At 62.9% G+C, this 23,515-nt stretch carries 2 pseudogenes (1 of these 2 cut by a window edge); both read right to left on the bottom strand.

Annotated elements, in window-relative coordinates:
* Positions 1 to 17,819, bottom strand: a pseudogene (locus tag N018_RS28395) (amino acid adenylation domain-containing protein).
* Positions 17,816 to 23,515 (bottom strand): annotated as a pseudogene (locus N018_RS28400) (amino acid adenylation domain-containing protein); it runs 3,781 nt beyond the window's last position. The pseudogenes N018_RS28395 and N018_RS28400 overlap by 4 nt, the downstream one beginning before the upstream one ends.

Genomic DNA, 23,515 nt, shown 5'->3' on the forward strand with positions numbered 1-23,515 from the left:
TCATAGCGTCTCTCCCACGCCTACCGCCTGCCTGTCGTACCACCAGGCGGCCAGGCTGTAGACGTCAGGCGCCTTGAGGACGCTGAAGTGATTGCCCGGCCCTTCCCATAACGCGAGTTGCGGCAACAGAGTTTGCCACCCGGCTGCAGCAGAAGCCTGTTCAAGCTGGTTGTCCAGCGCATCCAGGGTCGGATCGTCGACCAGCACCAGACTGACCCGGCCGCTGTAGCCACCGGTTTTTGGCCGGTACACGGTGCGCAAAGCACTGGCAAACGTGCGGACGATGCCTTGCAATGCCTGCGGAGCCATACGTGGCGGCAACATGCCGATCCTTACCATGGCGCTTTGTAACAGGCTCAGTTGCGTGGCGTAATCGCAGTCGGCAAAGGTTTTCGGATTGATATCCAGATCTTTGCCGCTGGACAACTGCAAGGCCTCGATCAAGCGCTCCAGCGCCGCCGTGGCGGTATAAGGTTTGCTGCACAAGCCGTCTCCGCCAGGTGCTTCGCTGTCGATCAGGGTCAGTGAAGCCACCTCGCGACCACGTGCCTGAAGCTTCGCCGCCATGGCATGCGCGGCCCAACCACCAAACGAGTGACCGACCAGGTGCAAGGGACCTTGCGGGTACAGCGCCTCGATTGCCTGCACATGACTTTCCGCTGCCGCTTCCACGCGGCTGTGCGGCACGTTGCGGCCGTCCAGCCCACGCGGTTGCAGGCCGTAAATCGGCCAGTCCGGGCCCAGTGCTTCGGCAAGGCCAATGAAGCTGGTCACACTGTCACCGGCACCCGGTACGCAGAACAACGGTGCATGCTCGCCCTGCCCGCTCTGGATTGCCAGCAGCGACTGGTGAACCATTGTTGGCACAGGCGTGGCAGGCAAATCGGCCAGTGTCTGGCCAATCGCACGGCCGAGAACAGTGACGTGCGGCGCTTGCATCATGCTCATGTGGTCGCCGGGGACATCGACGCACTGCAACTGGCCGGTCGGCAGAATTTCGCCCCAGCCCAGGGTCGCAGTGGTGCCGCTGGGTGACATCGGGCGCTGCTCGGCACAGAACAGATGCACCGGCAGGTTAAGTGACTCCAGTTGGTAGTGGGCCAACGCGTGACCATGCGCCACCTCTCGCTCCAGGTAATGGCGCAATTGCGCGTCGCTGGCCTGCGCCAGCTCCTCGTACAGCAGGTGTTCCTCGCGGCACAGTTGCAACAGCGCATCGAAGTCGGGCAAAGGTGCCTGCTGTTGCAGTTCGTTCAGACGACCCAGCGCCGTCATGCCGGTTTCGTGTTGCTCTTGTGTCTGCTGCTGTGCATATGCCTGCCAGTGCGCGGTGCAATGTGTGAGCAATTGCCGCTCAAGCAGGTCTGACCCTTGCCAGCGCGCCTTGCCCTGATCGGTCAGACGCGGCACATAACTGTCGATCAGGCCGAGAAAGGCAACGGCCTCGTCCATACCCAACAATTGGGTCGCGACTTCATACGCCAGCACCCCGCCAAACGACCAGCCTGCCAGGCGATAAGGCCCGCGTGGCTGGACCTGACGAATACGCTCGACCATGCGTGCCGCGAGGCATTCGAAGGTGCGCAATTGTTGCTGGCCCAGCCCGATGCCCGGCAGGCCGTAGATCGGGAAATCGCCTTGCAGGTGTTGTCCGAGGACGGGGAAATAGGCGTCCAGCCCGGTGAAATCATGGATCAGGAACAGCGGCGATTCGCTTCCGCCCGCTCTGACGGTGATCACTTCCTGAGCCTCGACCGACTGTGCAGGGCGCTGGTCGAGCAACCCGGCCAGCGCGGCGATACTCGGATGCTGAAACAACTCGGCCAGTGTCAGCGACAAACCGGCCTTTTGCAGCAGACTTACCAGGCGGATTGCTGACAGCGAATGGCCGCCCAGTTCGAAGAAACTGTCGTGACGACCGATTTTGCCGATCTCCAGTACGTGCGCCCACTGCTCCGCCAGACGCTCTTCCAGTGGCGTTGAGGGTGGTTGATAGGTCGCGTTGCTGAGTGCATCGACATCCGCTGCTGGCAAGGCCTTGCGGTCGACCTTGCCGTTCTGGGTCAGCGGCAGTGCATCGAGACCGACGTAAGCCGCGGGCACCATGTATTCAGGCAATCGGGCCAACAGATGAGCCCGCAGCGTGGCGCTGTCCAGCGTCGGGTCGCGCCGGGTGTAATAAGCCACCAGCCGCACGCCGCCATCGTCCAGAACCTGAGTGGCAATCACCGCTTCGCCAATGCCTGGGCACTGCGCCAGATGCTGCTCGATCTCGCCCGGTTCGATGCGTATGCCGCGTATTTTCACTTGATCGTCGTTACGCCCCAGGTACTCAAGCGTACCGTCAGCCAGCCAGCGCACCAGATCGCCGGTGCGGTACATCCTGGCGTGCGGCGCTGTGCAGAACGGATCGTCGAGGAAGCGCTCGGCGCTCAGCTCCGGCTTATTCAGATAGCCACGTGCCACGCCTGTTCCACCGATATACAACTCGCCTGGCACACCAAGCGGTACCGGTTGCTGACGCGAGTCCAGCACGTACAGCGCAGCATGGCTCACCGGTTTGCCGATATGCAGCACACCGCCCGGCTGCATGGCGCCGGAGCTGGCCACTACCGTGGTTTCCGTCGGTCCGTAGTTATTGATGACGGCAAAACCCGGATCACTCTTGAAATGCCGCAAGCGATCACCACCGATCAACAGGGTTTTCAGCGTCGGGTGACGCAATTCGCGGCTGAACGCGTATTCAGCCACCGGAGTCGGCAGGAACGCGAATTGCAGCGGTTGAGCCAGCCACCAGTCGAGCAGCGCATCGAGCTGTTCGTTGCCGATCTGTGCCGGCGGCATGTGCAACACGGCTCCGGCACACAGTGCGGGCCAGACTTCCCAAGCCATGGCATCGAAGCCAAATCCGGCCACGCTGGCGGTATGGCTGCCCGCGCGCAGGTCGAACGCGTCACAGTGCCAGTCGACCAGATTGTTCAGCGTGCGGTGTTCGACCATGACGCCTTTGGGCAGCCCGGTCGAGCCCGAGGTGTAGATGACATAGGCCAGATGCGCCGTCGTCAACGCCATCACTTGCGGATTTTCGTTGCGCTGTGGCCATTGCGGACGGTCCAGCGCAATCAGCGGCACCCGCACGTCAGGCAAGCGCGGCAGCAGATCGAATTGCGCCAGCACCGCAACCGGAGCGCTGTCTTCCAGCAGATAACCGATGCGCTCGTCTGGATGTGCCGGATCGACCGGCACATAACTCGCCCCGGCCTTGAGCACTGCCAACAGCGCAGTCAGGGTCTCCAGTCCGCGACGCGCGACCACGGCAACACGGTCGTCCGGGCGCACGCCAAGGCCGATCAAATGGTGAGCCAGCGCATTGGCGCGCGCGTTCAGTTCGCCATAGGTCAGGCGCTCGCCGCCAACCTGCGCGGCCAGCGCATCTGGCTGCTTCAAGGCCTGCTGTGCAATACGCAAGTGAACCGGCAGCGCGCTTTCGGCCGTTGTCAGGACAGGATTGAAGCCGTGCAGCAGCTCGTTGCGCTCGATATCGGGCAGCATGCCCAGCGATCGAATCGCGGTGTCCGGTGCCTGCTCAAGGGCGATCAGCAGATGCTCTACCGCACTGGCCATGTAGGCGCAGATGCGTCGTGCATCGATGCCCACCGAGGTCAAGGCAGTCAGGTCGAAGCCGGACTGGTGCTGGCCGTCAGCGACACTGCCCAGATCATCCACGCTCAACGTCAATGGATAACTGCTGCGCTCGGCGGCTTGCAGCAATTCGATCCCGTTCCAGGCCTCGCTGGCCGCAGGGTCATGAGCCTCCGCTGTCGAGCTATGCCGGTAGTTCAGCAACGCGCTGAACAGCGGCGCGCCAGCCGGCAAGGCACTGCAACGCTGAGCGAGTGCCAGCGAAGCGTGTTCATGCGCCAGCAGACCGGTCAGGTGTTGATGGGTCTGCAATACGGCGTCACGTGCCGTTTGCTCGCCCAGATCGATGCGTAGCGGCAAGGTATTGATGAACACCCCGAGCGTGCGCTCCGCCCCCTCGTTGCTGGTCAGTCGACCGAGCAGCACGGTGCCGAATACCACGTTGTCGCGACTCGACAGGCGGCCCAGCACCTGAGCCCAGGCCAGGTGCATCAGGCTGGCCGGACTGACGCCCAGTTTACGGACCTGATCACGAATACGCTGACTCAGTGCTGCGTCCAGCCGCTGCCGGGCTTCGCCAGGCACGTCAGGTCCTGGCAACCACGTCTGGCCGTACGCAAGGGTCGGCTCATCGATATCGCTCAGTTGTTCACGGAAATAGCGTTCATGCACGCCGTCGACCGGCCCCAGCAGGGTATGCGCAATGTAATTGCGATACGGCACCGGTTCGGGCAGTTGCGCCTCCTGATCAAGCAGCACGGCCTGCAATTCATGACTGAGCAAATCGAGGGCGACGTGATCCATGATCAGGTGATGGAACAGCAGCACCGCAACGATCCTTTGGTTGGCCGGGTCATCGGCATGCACCAGGCGCAATAATGGCGCGCAGGTGAGGTCCAGTTGTCCGGGGTCGTTCAGTGCCGCCAGCGATGCTTCGACGACAGGCAGTTCCGCGTGCCGCCAAACCACTTGCACCGGGGTTTCCAGGCCTTCCCAGCACAGCGAAGTACGCAGCACGTCATTGCGTGCGATCACGCGTTGCAGCGCCTGACAGAAAGCCTTCAGCCGCGAACGGTCAGCAAACGCAAAGCGCGCCTGCAAGCGATACGGGTCGTCCTCGGTGGCGGACAGGTAATGATAGAAAATCCCCGCCTGCAATGGCCCCAGCGGATAGATGTCCTGAATGTTGGCTGCGCCACCGCTGACGCTGGCAACCACTCGGTCGATACTCGACTGATCGAGGGTCACCAGCGGCAATAGGTCCGGAGTGATCTGCGTACACTCTGCGCCGATCAGGTTGGCAGGTACTTTCACCTGGCTGCCGCTGCCAATCGCGCTCGCCAGCGCCGCAAGGGTTGGTTGAGCGAACAGCGCCCGCACATCGGCGTCCATGCCGCGACGGCGCATGCGAGCGATCAGCGTGACCGCCAACAGCGAATGGCCACCCAGCTCAAAGAAGTGATCGTGACGCCCTACCACCTCGACCTGCAGCAACTCGCTCCAGATTTCTGCCAGCGCGATTTCGACGTCACCTTGCGGCGCTTCGAAATCACGGCCTGGCAGCGCTTCGCGCTCTGGAACCGGCAATGCACGCCGATCAACCTTGCCATTGGCGGTCAACGGCCAGGCGTCGAGGCGTACGAAAGCGCTCGGCACCATGTAACCCGGCAGACGGGTGAGCAATGCAGTGCGCAATTCAGCCACCTGAACCGGTGCAGCATCGGCACGTTCGATGAAATAAGCCACCAGACGTGACTGCCCCGGCTCATCCTCACGAGCCAGTACCAGGTTTTCCTCGATGTCGGGCAACTGCGCCAATTGCGCCTCGATTTCACCCAGTTCGATGCGCATGCCGCGAATCTTCACCTGGTCGTCGTTGCGGCCCAGGTAATCCAGCGTGCCATCGGCGTTCCAGCGCGCCAGGTCGCCGGTGCGGTACATGCGCGCCTGCGGCTTTCCCGCTGAACGGGTCGCGCAGGAAACGCTCTGCAGTCAGTTGCGGCTGGTTCAGGTAACCCCGCGCCACCCCCTCACCGCCGATGTACAGCTCGCCGGCGACGCCGAGCGGCACCAGTTGTTGCTGCGCGTCCAGCAGGTACACGCACGTATTGGCAATCGGCTTGCCGATATCCAGGCTGCCGTTCGGCAGCAGCGGTCCCGAGGTGGCGACCACGGTTGCTTCGGTCGGGCCATAGTTGTTGATTACGCTAAAGCCCGGATCACGGTGGAACTGGCGCAGGCGGTCGCCGCCAATCAGCAACGTGCGCAAGGTCGGGTGACGCAATTCGTGACTGAACGCGTATTCGGCAACCGGCGTCGGCAGGAACGCGACCTGGAGCGGCTGCGCCAGCGCGCATCGAGCTGCTCGTTGCCGATGTCTGCTGGCGGCAGGTGCAACGTCGCACCGACGCACAAGGCAGGCCAGATTTCCCAGGCCATGGCATCGAAACCGAAGCCGGCCACGCTGGCGGTGTGACTGCCTGCGTGCAGAGCAAACGCCTCACAGTGCCAATGCACCAGATTGGTCAGGGTGCGGTGTTCGACCATGACGCCTTTCGGTTGTCCGGTCGAGCCCGAGGTGTAGATGACGTAAGCCAGGTGGGCAGCATTCAGGCCCGACACCTGGGGATTGTGCTCCAGCGCTGGCCAGTTCGGCTGGTCCAGCGCAACCACCGGCACAGCCAGCGGCGGCAGCCGTCCGATGACAGCCTGCTGGGCCAGCACCACCACCGGCGCACTGTCGCTCAGCAAGTAGGCAATGCGTTCATCCGGGTGCGCGGGGTCTACCGGCACATAGCAGGCACCGGCCTTGAGTACGGCCAGCAAACCGGTCAGGGTTTGCAACCCGCGCCGTGCAACCACCGCCACCCGATCATCCGGGCGCACGCCGAGGCTGATCAGATAATGAGCAAGCGCATTGGCGTGTCGATTCAGTTCGGCGTAGCTCAATGAATGGTTGCCCACCTGTGCAGCGATGGCGTGAGGGGTACTGATCGCTCGCGCTTCGATGAGGGCATGCACCGTCTGGCCTTGCGCAACGTGCTGCGCAGCGGGGTTGAGATGATCAAGCAGATACTGACGTTCCTGCTCGCCCACCAGCGGTATCTGGTCGATCACCACCTGTTCGTTGTTCACCAGCGCGTGCAACAACTGCTCGAAATAGCCGCAGTAGCGCTTCACCGTCGCTTCATCGAACAACGCTGTCGCGTAGTCCAAGGTGCCGACCAGCGCATCACCGTGCTCGCCGAGGTTCAGCGACAGGTCGAATTTGGCGGTCTGAGTGCTCTGCTCCACCAACGCCAGCGATAATCCATCCATGTCCGGCAGCGAAGTATCCCCGGCCAACCAGTTGAGCGTGGTCTGGAACAGCGGCGCGTGCGCCAGGCTGCGTGCCGGACGAACAATTTCCACCACCTGCTCGAATGGCAGGTCCTGATGATCCTGAGCCTCCAGCACCCGACTCCTGACCTGGGCCAGCAATGCTTCACCGGTCGCGGCCGAAGACGTGTCGATACGCACGGCCAGCGTATTGACGAACAGCCCGATCAGCCCTTCCAGTTCAGCGCGACCACGCCCCGCAATCGGGCTGCCGATCACAACCTCGGCCTGCCCGGAAAGACGCGCCAGCAGCGCTCCCCAGGCGGTCATCAAGGTCATGTACAGCGTCACGCCCTGGCGTTGCGCCAGGGCACGCAAGCCTGCGGTCAGATGAGCATCCAGTCGGATCGCCAGGCTGGCACCGGCAAAGTCCTGATGCACCGGACGTGGCCGGTCGGTGGGCAGGGTCAGCAGCGTCGGCGCGCCGTCCAGGGTCTGACGCCAGTAGGCGGCCTGGTGTTGCAGACGCTCGCCACTCATCCAGCTTTGCTGCCAGACCGCATAGTCTGCGTACTGAATGGCCAGCTCGGGCAGCGGATCGGCCTTGCCCTGCCGTAACGCCGGATACAGCGCCAACAGCTCGCGAGTCAGCACGCCCATCGACCAGCCGTCGGCGACGATGTGGTGCACGGTCAACAACAACACATGACGCTCGTCCTCCACCTGCAACAGGCAGCCGCGTATCAGGGGGCCGCGTGCCAGATCGAAAGGGACTGTGGCCTCTTTCATCACGCGCTGTGCCAGTGTTTGCGGATGCAGACGCAGATCCTCGATGTGCAACAGCGAGCTGCCAGGCAGCGCAGTGAAGACCACCTCGGCCCCTCCTCGCAGGCAATGAAACGGCTGCGCAGGGTCGACCAGCCGTCGGCGACGATGTGGTGCACGGTCAACAACAACACATGACGCTCGTCCTCCACCTGCAACAGGCAGCCGCGTATCAGGGGGCCGCGTGCCAGATCGAAAGGGACTGTGGCCTCTTTCATCACGCGCTGTGCCAGTGTTTGCGGATGCAGACGCAGATCCTCGATGTGCAACAGCGAGCTGCCAGGCAGCGCAGTGAAGACCACCTCGGCCCCCTCCTCGCAGGCAATGAAACGGCTGCGCAGGGTTTCGTGACGTTCGACGATCCGCGCCAGTGCAGCGGTCAGCGCAGTAACGTCCAACTGGCCGCGCAGGCTCAGGGCCAGCGGGATGTTGTACGCCTCGCTACCACCTTCAAGCTGCGCCAGGAACCACAAGCGTTGCTGGGCAAACGACAGTGGCAACGACTGGTCACGCGGCGCCGGCAGGATCAGCGACAGTTCGCTGCGTCCGGCACCCGCCAGCGCCGCAGCAACGGCTGCCAGTTCACCCAGTGCAAAGAGTTCGCCGAGCGGCAGCTCCATACCCAATTGCTGGCGAACCTGCGACACCATGCGCATGGCCAGCAGGGAATGCCCGCCCAGATCAAAAAAGTGATCGTGGCGGCCTACCCGCTCGACCTGCAACACCTCGGCCCAGATCTGCGCCAGCGCGACTTCAATATCACCCTGCGGCGGTTCGTAGGCCAGACCGAGCAGCGACGAGTGATCCGGTTCCGGCAATGCACGGCGATGCGGAAACCACGAATCTTGACCTGATCGTCGTTACGGCCCAGGCATTCCAGTTGCCCGTCTTCCAGCCAGCGTCCCAGATCGCCCGTGCGGTACATCATGGCACCGGGCTGATCGCTGAACGGGTCGGCAATAAATTTCTCGTCGTTCAGCTCCGGGCGGTTCAGATACCCCAGAGCCACGCCGTCGCCACCGATGTACAGCTCGCCGATGACACCCAGCGGCGCCAGACGTCGATGAGCATCGAGTACGTAGACCCGAGTGTTGCCGATGGGGCGTCCGATAGGCACTGATTCTGCGCTGTCTGCCAGCACCCGAACATTGCAGACGGTGGCAAAGGTCGTAGTCTCGGTTGGGCCGTAACCGTTCAGCAGTTGCAGCCCAGGTGCCTGGGCCAGCATTGCCCGGAAGCTGACGGGATCGGCACGCTCGCCGCCAGAGAGCAGCAGCCGCAAGCCAGTGAGCGCTTCAGGAATCAGTTGCACGTACTGGTTGAACAGCGCTGTGGTGAGAAACAACACACTGACATTGCCATGACGCAAGGCTGCGCTGAAACGTGCCGGGTCGATCAGCGTCGTGTGCTCGATCACAAACAGCTGCCCACCGTTCAGCAAGGCACCCCAGACTTCCATCGTGCTGGCATCGAACGCCGCGTTGGAGGCAAAGGCGATGCTGTCCTGTTCGTTGAAATCGGCATAGCCGTTATTCAGCACCAGGCGCGCAATGCCGCGATGGGCGACGCGCACACCTTTTGGCGCCCCGGTGGAACCCGAGGTGTACATGACGTAAGCCGCGGTGTCCGACGCCTGCGGCAGGCCCGGGTCATGAGCAGGCTGGTCATCGAGCTGCAGTTGGTCCATATCGATGCGCCGCACGGACGGGGCAATCAACATGGCGCTCTGCGTCAATACGAATTTCGCCCCGCAGTCATCGATCATGTAGTGCTGCCGCTCGGCGGGCGCATTGACATCCAGCGGTACATAAGTCGCCGCGCATTTACCGATGGCCAGTTGGCTGATCAGCAGTTCCAGCGAGCGTGGCAGCAGAATCGCCACATGCTCATTGGGCCGTACGCCCTGCCCCATCAGGTAATGCGCAAGGTGGTTGGCACGTTCGTTCAATTCGCCATACGTCAGCGAGCGTCGGCCGTGCACAGCAGCGATGGCATGCGGATGAAGCGCCGCACGACGCTCGAACAGGCGGTGCACGGTTTGCTCGCGAGGGTAGTCACGACGGGTATCGTTGAACGAGGCCAGCAGTTGCTCGTGCTCAGCCTGCGGTACTACGGACGATTCTATCAGGGCTGTTTCCGATTGCTGCTCCAATGCCTGCACCAGATGAGCAAGGGCCTGTTGCAGATAGGCGCAGATCCGCTGCGGATCAATACCCGGTGCAGCCTGGACAGTCAGGCCGAAATCATCGCCAAAGTCATCGACGCTCAAGGTCAGCGGGTAATTGCTACGCTCTTCTGCGTGAATGACCTCAATGCCTTGCCATGCGGCGCTGCTCGCCGGGTCATCAACCCTGGCTGCGGCGCTGTGCCGGTAATTGAGCAACGTATTGAACAGCGGCGCGCCAGCCGGCAAGGCACTGCAACGCTGGGCAAGCGCCAACTGAGCATGCTCGTGGGCAAGCATCCCGACCAGACGGTCATGGACGTCGAGCACCGCGCTGCGCGCGCAATGCACACCCAGATCCATGCGCAGTGGCAAGGTATTGATAAACACACCCAGGGCGCGCTCACCCCCTTCACCCCCGCGCAAACGTCCAAACAGCACAGTGCCGAACACCACGCTGTCGCGCCCGGACAACTGCCCCAGCACCTGAGCCCAGGCCAGGTGCATCAAGGTGGCGGCGCTGACACTCAACTGCCGTGCCTGATCGCGGACCTGACTGCACAGGTCGCTGTCCAGTGTGAGTCGGGCCTCGCCAGGAATCTGCTCGGCGGAAGCCGTTGCCAGACCGTAAGGCAAGGTCGGCTCGTCCACATCGCCCAACTGCTCGCGGAAGAACGCTTCATGGGCGTCATCGCCAGGCCCTTGCAGGACGTGGGCGATGTAGTTGCGGTACGGCACGGGCGCTGCGAGCCCGGCTTCGTTGTCCAGCAGTATGGCCTGCAACTCATGACTCAGTACGTCGAGCGCAATATGATCCATGATCACATGGTGGTAGCGCAGTACCGCGGTAATCCTTTGGTTGTCCGGGTCATGGGCGTAGACCAGATGCAGCAGCGGTGCCTGAGTCAGAGCCATGCGCGGTGCGTTGAAAAGGTCCGGCAATGCCGTCTCTTGAACGCGCAGCGGGGCCTGACGCCAGACCACCTGAACCGGTGCTTGCAAACCTTCCCAGAACAACGCGGTGCGCAGAATATCGTTGCGCTCGATCACTCGCTGCAGTGCATGGCAAAAAGCGTCCAGACGCGACGCATCGGCGAACGCGAACTGCGGCTGCAACAGGTAGGGATCGCTGCCCACGGCGGTCAGGTGGTGATAAAGAATGCCGGTCTGCAAGGGACCCAGCGGATAGATATCCTGCACATTGGCGGTACCGCCTGGTACCTGCGCGACAATGCGGTCAATGGCTGGTTGATCCAGCGCTACCAAGGGCAGCAGCTCGGGTGTGATGCGCTGGCAGTGCGCATCAATCAGGTTGGCTGGCACGTTGATTTCGGTGTCGCGACCGACCGCCTCAGCCAGCGCCGCCAGTGTTGGCTGGACAAAAAGAACGCGAATGTCCGCCCGCATGTCCAGACGACGCATGCGCGCAATCAGGGTGACAGCGAGCAATGAGTGGCCGCCCAGCTCAAAGAAATTATCCTGACGACCGACCTGCTCCACTTGCAGCAGCTCTGCCCAGAGGCTGGCCAGGGCGATTTCGATCGCACCCTGCGGCGCCTCATAGGCCCGGCTGGCGATACTGTCGCGATCCGGTGCCGGCAGGCTTTTGCGGTCCAGCTTGCCGTTCGCCGTCACCGGCAGGTGGGCAAGCCGTACGAAGGCCGCAGGCACCATGTATTCGGGCAGCAGCCCCGACAACCAGGCACGCAACTGTTCGATATCCAGCCCGGTCTTGTCTTCAGCGCAGGTGTAGTAGCCAACCAGGCGCTTGTCTCCGGGCACATCCTCGCGCGCCACTACCACTGCGTCGAGCACATCCGGATGATCATTCAGGCGAGACGCGATCTCACCCAACTCAATGCGGAAACCGCGAATCTTGACTTGTTCGTCGTTACGGCCGAGGTACTCCAGGCTGCCGTCGGCCATCCAGCGAGCCAGGTCACCGGTACGGTAAATACGCGCATCTGCTGCCTGGCTAAACGGGTTGTCGAGGAAACGTTCGGCCGTCAGCGCTTCACGGTTCAGGTAGCCCCGCGCCACACCGGCGCCGCCGATGTAGATCTCGCCGGCAACGCCCAGTGGCACAGGCTGCTGTTGCTCGTCGAGCAGGTAAAACTGCGTGTTGCCCACCGGTTTGCCGATGTGAGCGGCGAAGCCCTCTTTGGCGTCTTCAGGCTGCACCGGGTAATAGGTCACATGCACGGTGGTTTCGGTGATGCCATACATGTTCACCAACTGTGTACCGGCATTCACGTTGCGGGCATACCACGGCTTGAGCATCGCGGTTTCCAGCGCTTCACCGCCGAAAATCACCTGGCGCAGCGAATGCGCCTGTGGGTTTTCGCCCTGCGCAGCAATCAGTTGGCGGAACGCACTCGGCGTCTGGTTGAGCACCGTCACTCCGGCGCTGCACAGCAGGTTATAGAAGTCTTCGGGCGAGCGGCTGACCAGTTGCGGCACGATCAACAGACGTCCGCCGTGCAGCAACGCGCCCCAGATTTCCCAGACCGAGAAATCGAAGGCAAACGAGTGGAACAACGACCAGACATCCTGTTCGTTGAAACCAAACCAGTCTTCGGTGGCCGAGAACAGCCGCGCAACGTTGCGGTGTTCGATCATCACACCCTTGGGCAGGCCGGTGGAGCCTGAGGTGTAGATCACATAAGCCAGGCTCTCCGGCTTTACCGGGACCTGCGGGTTACAGTCGGATTCGTCCTGCAACCCGTCATCGTCGAGACTGATGACCGGTACTGCCGAGACCGGCAAGGCGCCCTGCACCGAGCGCTGGCTCAATAACGCCACCGGCGCGCTGTCGCCGAGGGTGTAGGCCAGGCGTTCCATGGGATAAGCAGGATCAAGTGGCACATAGGCGGCACCGGCCTTGAGAATCCCCAGCAGGCCCGCGATCATCTGCACGCCACGATGTGTGCAGATGGCGACACGATCATCCACACCGATGCCCAGGCCGATCAGGCGATGCGCGATCCTGTTGGCCTGGGCGTTGAGCGTCGCGTAGCTCCACGATACATCCTCAAAGCTCACGGCAATCGCATCCGGCGTGCGCTGCACTTGCGCTTCAAACTGGCCGTGCAAAGTCTGCCCTTGCGGATAAACCATGCCAGGTGCATTGAAACCGTCGGTCAACTGCCGGCGCTCGGCCTCAGACAAGAGCGGAATGTGGTTCACCTGCGTCTGGCTGTCGGCGACCATGCCACGCAGTATCGCCTCCAGATAACCCAGATAGCGTTCGACGGTGCCATGGTCAAACAGCGCGGTGGCGTATTCCACGATGCAGCGGAAATTATCGGCGCTGTCGCTGACGCTCAGCGCCAGGTCGAATTTTGCGAAAGCGGCCTGCTCCTCCAGAGGCTCCAGCAGCAGATCCCCCAGCTGCAAGTCCAGCCCCTGGCTGCCATCCCAGGTCAGGGATACCTGGAATAAAGGGCTATGCGCCAGGCTGCGGGGCGGCCGCAGGCGTTCAACCACTTGCTCGAAAGGCAGGTCTTGATGGTCTTGGGCTTGCACCACGCGGGCCTTGATGCGGGCCAGCAGCGTCATGGCATCCGGCTCGTCCGACGTATCGATACGCACGGCCAGGGTATTGACGAACAGACCGATCAAGCCTTCGATTTCTGCACGACGACGGTTGGCAACCGGCATGCCGACGACGACCTCTTCCTGGCCGGACAACCGCGCCAGCAATACCGCCCAGGCGCCCATGAACAGCATGAAAGGTGTCACCGACTGCGCCTGGCAGAAAGTCCTGAGGTCGGCGCTCAGACGCGCATCCAGATTCAACGCGACGCTGGCGCCGGTGTAGTCCTGATGCGCAGGACGTGGACGGTCGGTAGGCAACGTGAGCAATACCGGTGCTCCCGCCAGTGCCTGCTGCCAGTAATCGGCCTGCTGGCTCAGCCGTTCGGCGTCCAGCCAGTTGCGTTGCCACACGGCGTAATCGCCATATTGCAGCGTCAGCGCGGGCAGCGGATCATCCAGCCCTTGACTGAACGCCTGATACAGCGCGGTCAGTTCGCGGGTCAGAACACCCAGCGACCAGCCGTCAGCAACGATATGGTGCACGGTCAGCAGCAGTACGTGCCGGTCTTCGGCCAGGCACAGCAAACGACCACGAATAGGCAGGTCGTGGCGCAGATCGAAGGGCTGCGCGGCTTCTTCCCTGGCTACCACGCGCAAGGAATCTGCGTCCTGACCGCGCAAATCCTGCAAGCGGATGTCCGGTACTTCGCTGACGGATGCGGCCTGCACCCACGCGTTATCGTCTTCCTGGCTGAAGCGACTGCGCAGGCTGTCGTGGCGGGCCACAATGCGTTCCAGCGCACGCTTCAAGGCCCGGCTGTCCAGCGGACCGCTCAGTTTCAGGCCCAACGAAATGTTGTAAGCGCTGTTGGCGTCTTCCATCTGCGCCATGAACCAGATGCGCTGCTGCGCAGAAGACAGTGGCAGCGGCCCGCTGCGGGGCTGCACGTCAATGCCAGGTAACTGACTGCGACCGGCAGCGGCCAGGCAGCGCGCCACGGCGCTCAACGAGCTGTCGGCGAACAGCTCGCCCAGCGCCAGCTCCAGTGACAGGCGCTGGCGCACTTGAGAGACCATGCGCATCGCCAGCAGAGAATGGCCGCCCAGCTCAAAGAAGCGGTCGTCGCGCCCTACTCGCTCGACCTGCAGTAATTCGCTCCAGATACCGGCAAGCGCTGTTTCCAGCTCACCTTGCGGCGCCTGGTATTCGCCCGTCGACAATGCGTCGCGGTCGGGCACGGGCAAGGAGCGGCGGTCGACCTTGCCGTTGGCCGTCAGCGGCCAGGCGTCCAGACGCACCAGCGCGCTGGGCACCATATAGGCTGGCAGGCGGGCCAGCAGTGCAACGCGTAATTCATCCACTGAAGTGGGCGTAGCGTCGGCGCGTTCAGTGAAGTAACCCACCAGTCGCGGCTGTCCCGGCTGATCTTCGCGGGCCAGCACCAGTGCTTCTTCGATGCCAGGCAATTGACTGAACTGGCTTTCGATTTCACCCAGCTCGATGCGCACGCCGCGAATTTTCACCTGATCGTCGTTACGGCCCAGGTATTCCAGGGTGCCATCCACATTCCAGCGTGCCAGGTCACCGGTGCGGTACATGCGTGCCTGTGGCTGATCGGCAAACGGATCATGCAGAAAGCGTTCGGCGGTCAGTTGCGGCTGGTTCAGATAACCTCGTGCCACGCTGTCGCCGCCGATGTACAGCTCACCGGCAATGCCGAACGGGACCAGACGCTGCTGCTCGTCGAGCAGGTATACGGCGGTGTTGGCAATCGGCTTGCCGATGTCCAGGCTGCCGTTGGGCAGCAAGGGCCCCGAGGTCGCCACCACGGTGGTCTCGGTGGGCCCGTAGTTGTTGATCACGGCAAAGCCCGGATCACGGTGGAACTGACGCAGGCGGTCGCCGCCGATCAGCAGCGTGCGCAGGGTCGGGTGACGCAGGTCGCGGCTGAACGCATATTCAGCGACCGGTGTTGGCAGAAAAGCCACGTGCAGCGGCTGCGCCAGCCACCAGTCCAGCAGCGCATCGAGTGCCGATTTCAGCAGGTGGCAGGTGCAGGGTCGCGCCAGCGCACAGGGCGGGCCAGACCTCCCAGGCCATGGCATCGAAACCGAAGCCCGCTACACTGGCGGTGTGGCTGCCAGCGTGCAGATCGAATGCCCGACAGTGCCAGTCCACCAGATTGTTCAGTGTCCGGTGTTCGACCATCACGCCTTTGGGCTGGCCGGTGGAGCCGGAGGTATAGATGACGTAAACCAGATGCGACGCATCCAGCCCGTCGACCTGCGGATTGCTCTGTTGTTCTGGCCAGTGCGCGTGTTCAAGATCGATCAGCGGGGCTGTTGCCTCCCCACCAGACAGGCCCTGAAGACGTTCCAGCAACGACGCCTGGGTCAATACGGCAACCGGCGCGCTGTCGGCGAGCAGATAGGCAATGCGTTCGTCCGGGTGCGCCGGGTCGACCGGCACGTAGCCCGCACCGGCTTTCAGTACCGCGAGCAGGCTGACCAGTGTTTCCAGGCCTCGGCGTGCCACCACCGCCACGCGATCATCGGGGCGTACGCCGAGGCTGATCAGATAATGCGCCAGACCGTTGGCACGCTGATTAAGCTCGCCATAGCTCAGGCGTTGCTCGCCCACCTGCGCGGCGATGGCATCGGGACGCAGCGCGGCCTGTTGCTCGATGCGCTGATGGATCGTCAGTTCGCGCTGATACTCGGCACGCTGATTATTGAAATCACTCAGCAATTGCGTGCGCTCGCTGGCGGGCACGATGCCAAGTTGATCGACCGGGGTCTGCGGTGCCTGCTCCAGGGCGTCGAGCAACGCTTCCATCGTCCGTTGCAGGTAGGCGCAGATGCGTTGCGGATCGATGCCGGGGCTGGTTTGCGCCGTCAAGCCGAACGCTTCGCCCAGATCGTCGACGCTCACCACCAGCGGGTAGTTGCTGCGTTCCTCGGCGTGCAGCACTTCGATGCCTTGCCAGGTTTCGCCGGAGGCATGGCTCGGTGAGCTGTGACGATAATTGAGCAGTGCATTGAACAACGGCGTCGGTGCGGTAACACCGCTGCAACGCTGGGCCAGCGCCAGTGGCGCGTGTTCATGGCGCATCAGAGTGGTCAGGCGCACATGCGTAGCGCGCACTGCGGCGCACACGTCCTGATCGTCCAGATTGATGCGCAATGGCAAGGTGTTGATGAAGATACCCAAGGCGCGCTCGGTCGCCTCGGCGCCCAGCAAACGGCCCATCAGCACCGTGCCGAACACCACGCGCTGGCGGCCAGTCAGGCCTGCCAGCACACACGCCCAGCCCAGATGAAACAGGCTGGCGACACTCACGCCGAGGGTCCGTGCCTGGGCGCGCAGGCCTTGGCACAGCGCCAGATCCAGAGTCAGCCCAGTTTCCTCGACGCAGTCGCCATCGCCACTCAGGTCTTGCAGATCGTAAGCCAGCGTCGGTTCGTCGAGGTCGCCAAGCATGTCGCGGAAGAAGACTTCGTGCTCCTCCTCGCTGACGCCCAGCAGCGCCTGCCCCACGTAGTTGCGGAACGGCACCGGTGTACCCAGCAGCTCGGCCTGGCCTGACAGGCAGGCCTGTATTTCATGGCGCACCACTTCGAGCGCGCTGTGGTCCATGGCAATGTGGTGAAACAGTAACGTGGCCTGTACCCGCTCATTGCTCGACGACTCGATGCAGATCAGCCGCATCAGCGGCGCCTGACCAAGATTCAGGGTGATGCCGGCAGCGCTCGACAAGGTATCGACTTGCAGTTGCGCGTGACGCCAGACCACCTGCACCGGGGTTTCAAGCCCCTCCCAATGCACCGAGGTGCGCAGGATGTCGTGCCGGGCAATGACCGTTTGCATGGCCTCGGCGAAGGCCAGCAGACGCTCGCGATCAGCGAAAGCGAACTGTACGTGCATCACATACGGGTCACCCTGGGTCGCGGTAACGTGGTGGTACAAAATACCTTGCTGCAGCGGGGCCAGCGGGTAAATGTCCTGCACGTTGTCGGCACCGCCAGGGATCGAGTCGATCAGACGGTCAATCGTGTCTTGATCCAATTGCACCAGCGTCAGCATCTCGGGCGTGATGCGGGTGCAGCCCGGTGCGATACCGTTGGCTGGCAACACCAGCGCCACGCGCTTGCCGGTCTGGTATTGGCCCTGCCCGATCAGCTCGATCAACGCAGGTTTATGCTCGCGCAGGTGATCCAGCAAGCCGTTGTCGGTCAGCGCACGACGGTTGCCCTGCACCACCAGTTGTCCGTCCTTGACCGTCAAGTGGATGCCGTGGGCTTTCAGTGTTGCCAAGAGTTCGTTGATGCTCACAGGGTAATCTCCATGTTCTCTGTGATGGACGCGTAGCCCGCCAGCGTAGGGTGTTCGAAGAGCGTCCGGACATCGGCCTCAATACCTTCCTGGCGCAGACGCGCCGTCAGGCTTACCGCCAGCAGCGAATGGCCGCCCAGTTCGAAAAAGTTGTCATGCCGGCCAACCTGCTCGACCCCGAGCAGGTCGCTCCAGAGTCTTGCCAGCAGGGTTTCGGTCTCGCCTTCAGGCGCTTCGTAGGGCCGGGTCGCGAGGGCGTCGACGCCCGGTGCAGGCAAGGCCTTGCGATCAAGCTTGCCGTTGGGGCTCAGCGGCATGGCGTCCAGGTGCACGAACAGCGCTGGCACCATGTAATCCGGCAATTGCGCACGCACTGCATCGCGCAGTGTTTCGACCGACAGTCGCGTGCCGGTGTACCAGGCCACCAGTCGCTGACCACCTGGTGGCTCGTCGCGGACCAGCACCACTGCCTGTTGAATCGCTGGGTGAGCAATCAGGCAAGACTCGATATCGCCCGGCTCGATGCGCAGACCGTGGATTTTCACCTGATCGTCATTGCGGCCGAGGAATTCGAGGTTTCCGTCCTCGCACTGGCGTACCAGATCGCCACTGCGGTACAGGCGGTCGCCCGTCACGAAGGGGCTGGCGATGAAGCGTTCGGCATCTGCCTGCGGCAGGTTCAGGTAGCCACGCGTCACGCCGCTGCCGCCGATGTGCAACTGACCGATCACGCCCAGCGGCACCGGTTGGTCATAGGCATCCAGCACATACAGACGCGTGTTGCTGATCGGCCGACCGATGGGTAACTGGCCGTGCGGCACCGGCTGCTCGGGCTCCAGCGTCCAGACGCTGCAATCTACTGTGGTTTCGGTCGGGCCATAGACGTTATGCAGGCGTACCTGCGGCAAACGCTGGCGGACTTTTGCGGCGAGTGCGGCAGTCAACTCGCCACCGCCGCAGACAATGTCGGTCAGGCTGTCGCATTGAATGCTGTGCGGCAGTTCGATGAATTGTTGCAGCAGCACCGGCACGAACTGCACGACGCTGATCTGGCGTTCCTGAATCACCTGCGCCAGATAGGCCGGATCGCGCTGACCGTCAGGGCGCGCCAGCACCAGTGGAATGCCGCTGCTCAGGGGCCAGAAAATCTCCCAGACCGAGGCGTCAAAGCTGATCGGCGTTTTTTGCAGCAGCACGGTAGCGGGGGTCGGTGGGCAGAGCAGTGAACTCCACTGCACAAGGTTGCTCACGCTGCGATGCTCGACCATCACGCCTTTGGGCGTTCCGGTGGAGCCCGAGGTGTAGATCACGTACGCCAGATGGTTCGGCGTGAGGCCCTGAACACGTGGGTTTTCGATGCGCTGCGGGTCCCAGCCGGGGGTGTCCAGATCGATCCGGGCGGTACGCTGATCATCGATCAGAGCACGCGTGGCGCTGTGCATCAGCAAGGCGACCGGAGCGCTGTCGTTGAGCATGTACTGGATACGTTCGCGCGGGTAGCCCGGATCAAGCGGCACATAGGCTCCGCCGGCTTTGAGGATCGCCAGCAGGCCAACCACCATTGACACGCCGCGCTCGACACAGATTGCCACGCGGTCGTCGGGTTTTACGCCCAGACTGATCAGGTGGTGAGCCAGGCCGTTAGCCTGCTCGTTGAGCTGTCGATAGCTCAACTGCGAGCGCCCGGCACGTAGCGCAACCGCCTGCGGCGTGCGGCAAACCTGCGCTTCGAACAGCCCTTGCAGGGTTTGCTGCAGGTCGTGATGAACCGTAGTGGCATTGAATTCGACCAACAGACGCTGGCGCTCGTCGGCATCCAGCACCGGCAGGCGTTGCAGCGGCAGATCAGGGCAGGATTCCAGTGCGTCGACCAGCCCGGTCAGTGTCTGTTGCACATAGCCACAGATACGCTGCGCGCCGACATGCGGCGGCACCGTGACGCCAAGGCGCAATCTGTCGCCCAGATCATCGACATTGAGGCTCAAGGGATAGTTGGTGTGCTTCTCGCTGGCGAGGATTTCCAGCCCGTGCCAAGCGCCCTGCTGTGCATCCTGTCGCGCCTGACCGGCAGCATGCCGGTAGTTGAGAATCGCGCTGAACAACGGCAGCGGCGCAGCCACCCCGCTCCAGCGCTGAGCCTGAGCCAATGAAGCGTGCTCGTGCCCCAGTAACGCGGCCAGATGCGCGTGAGTGGCACGCGCCGCATCGCGCACGCCGACCTCGTGCAGATCGATGCGCAACGGCAAGGTATTGATGAACATTCCCATGCCACGGTCAGCACCCACCCCGCCTTGCAAGCGGCCCAGCAAAACAGTGCCGAACACCACACGTTCATGGCCGGTCGCGGCCGCCAGTACTCGGCCCCAGGCCACGTGCAGCAGGCTGGCGACGCTGACACCGAGTTGCCGAGCCTGGCTGCGCAAACGCCGTAACACGTCGTCGGGCAAAAGCTGTTGCGCTTCCTCTATCGAGCGGCCATCGCCCTGCACATCCAGGAGACCGAACGGCAGGGTCGGTTCATCGATATCTCCGAGTTGCTCACGGAAATAAGCTTCGTGTTCTGCTTCGCCGACACCCAGACGTGCCTGAGCCACGTAGTTGCGATAAGGCACGGCAGGCTGCACGGGGCCTGGCTCGCCGCGCAGGTGGGCGAGCATTTCCTCGCGCATCACTTGCAGCGACGTGGCGTCCACCACGATATGGTGAAACAGCAGCGTCGCCGCCAGGCCCTGGCCCACTACGTCCGGGCTGTAGATCAGGCGGATCAGTGGCGCGCGACTCAACTCCATGCGGGCCGAGCCTGCTTCGGCATCGATATGCGCAAGGGGCACTCGCTCGACCACCAGCGCGGCCTCGCGCCAGACGACCTGCTGCGGTGTTTCGAGACCTTCCCAGACCACCGCGGTACGCAGGCTGTCATGCCGTGCAATGACTTTGCGCAAGGCATCGGCCACTGCGCTCAGGCGCTCCAGACTGTCGACGTTGACGCGCAATTGCAGCAGGTACGGGTCGCCCTGCTCAGCGGTCAGGTGGTGATAGAGGATGCCCTCCTGAAGCGGTGCCAGCGGATAGATTTCCTGCACATTGGCCGCGCCGCCCGGCACGCTGGCGACAATCCGGTCGATGGTCGGCTGATCGAGCTGCGTCAGGCTCAACAGCTCAGGGCTGATGTGTGTGCAGCCGCTCGGGACACGATTCAGCGGTGCGACGATCTCGCGACCGCTGCCCACCGATGCCGCCAGTGCTGCGACGGTTGGCTGCCCCAGCAGCACCCGCACGTCGACACTCAGACCGGCAGTGCGCAGGCGCTCGACGAGGCTGACTGCCAGCAGCGAATGACCGCCCAGTTCAAAGAAGTTGTCATGACGACCGACTTTTTCCAGACCCAGCACCTGCGCCCAAAGCTCAGCCATGAGGATTTCGACGTGACCCTGTGGCGCTTCATAGGCCTGTCCGGTCAGTTCTTGCAGGTCGGGGTCTGGCAAGGCGCGTCGATCAAGCTTGCCGTGACTGGTCAGCGGCAGCACATTCAGACGCGTGAATGCCAGCGGTACCATGTAGGCCGGTAGCCGTTCACGGAGTGCCTGGCGCAGCGCTTCAGGCTCGACAGCGGTGTTTTCGGTGTACCACGCCAGCAAGCGCTCACCGCGAACCAGCACCACCGCGTCATTGACTTCGGTCTGTCCGGCCAGCGCCGCTTCGATTTCGCCCAGCTCGATGCGCATGCCGCGAATCTTCACTTGGTCGTCATTGCGGCCCAGATAGTCCAGCGTGCCGTCGGCATTCCAGCGCACCAGATCACCGCTGCGGTACATGCGCGCCTGCGCCTTTTCGCTGAACGGATCGGCGACAAAACGTTCTTCGGTCATCTGAGGCCGATTCAAGTAGCCGCGAGCGACGCCTTCACCACCGATATACAGCTCACCGATGGCCCCCACCGGCACGGGATGCAGCTGTTCATCGAGCACATACACACGGGTGTTGGCGACCGGTCGGCCGATGTCCAGAGCCCCGCCGGGCAAGACCGCTCCCGACGTGGCGACCACGGTGGTTTCGGTCGGGCCATAGTTATTGATAACGGCAAAGCCTGGGTCGGCGGTCACCGCCGATCAGCAGCGTACGCAGCGTCGGGTGCTGACGCGGCCGGCGCAAGGCCTGTTCGGCCACCGGCGTTGGCAGGAAACTGACCTGAAGCGGTTGTTCCAGCCACCAGTCAAGCAGCTCGTCGACATGCTCGTTGCCAACGTCGGCAGGTGGCAGATGCAGCACTGCACCGGCACACAGCGCTGGCCAGACTTCCCAGGCCATGGCGTCGAAACCGAAGCCCGCCACGCTGGCAGTGTGACTGCCCGCGTGCAGATCGAATGCCTGGCAGTGCCAGTGAACCAGATTGGCCAGCGTGCAGTGTTCGACCATTACGCCCTTCGGCTGGCCAGTCGAGCCGGAGGTATAAATGACGTAGGCCAGGTCGTGCTCGTCGAGGCCTGGCACCTGTGGGTTGGCCGCTGAGTGCAGGTGCCAGTCGGCCTGCTGGATATTCAACTGGCGAGTATCGCCAACCAGTTCCCAAGTGGCAGTCTCGGTGAGCACCACGCGGGGCGCGCTGTCCTGCAACAGATAAGCGATGCGCTCTGCCGGGTAAGCCGGATCTACCGGCACGTAGGCAGCACCGGCCTTGAGTACCGCGAGCATGGCGATCAGCCGCTGCGGACCACGACTCAGACACAGGGCGACTCGCTCATCAGGCGTCACGCCAAGACCGATCAGATGGTGAGCCAGACGATTGGCCTGCTGATTGAGTTCAGCGTAACTCAGCACCTGCTCACCCTGAATGACCGCAGGGTTTTGCGGACTATTCGCTGCCTGCGTTTCGATCAGAGCATGCACGGTCAGATTCTGCGCAAAAGTCTGTTCGCTGGCGTTGAAATCGACCAGCAACTGGCTGCGCTCTTCAGCGTCGAGGATTGAAACACTGTGCAGCGTGAGCGGCTGAGCCTGCTCCAGCGTCTCGACCAGATGCCGGAGCGCGTTGACCATCCAGCCGCCGATACGCTCTGCGCCCATGCCTTGCACGGCGAGCACATGCAGATCGAAGCTTTCGCCCATGTCATCCACGCTGAGCGTCAACGGGTAATTGCTGCGCACATCGCCGCCGAGTATACGAACGCCCTGCCACGGGCCTTCACCGTCATGCGGTCGCACGTCAGCGCTGTGGCGGTAGTTGAGCAATGCGCTGAACAGCGGCGAACCTGCGGCCACAGCGCTGCAGCCCTGGGCGAGTACCAGCGATGCCTGTTCATGGGCGATCAGCGCGGTCAGCCGCGCATGAGTCGACTTTACTGCTGCCCGGGCGTCATCTTCGGTATCGACCCGTAGAGGCAGGGTATTGATGAAGACACCGAGCGTGCGCTCAGCGCCTTCGCCACTCATGCGTCCCAGCAGCACAGTGCCAAACACGACGTCACTGCGGTTGGCCAGCACGCCCAGCACCCGCGCCCAGGCGACATGCATCAGGCTGGCGGCGCTGGCGCCCAGTTGTCGAGCCTGTTCACGCAGGCGTGAGGCCAGTGCGCTATCGAGCGTGCGGCGATCCTCGTCGATCGCAATGCCATCGTCACGCACATCCTGCACGCCGAACGGCAAGGTCGGTTCATCGACATCGCCGAGCATTTCGCTGAAAAAAGCCTCGTGGGCAG

The sequence above is a fragment of the Pseudomonas syringae CC1557 genome, from assembly GCF_000452705.1.
Taxonomy (GTDB): Bacteria; Pseudomonadota; Gammaproteobacteria; order Pseudomonadales; family Pseudomonadaceae; genus Aquipseudomonas; species Aquipseudomonas syringae_F.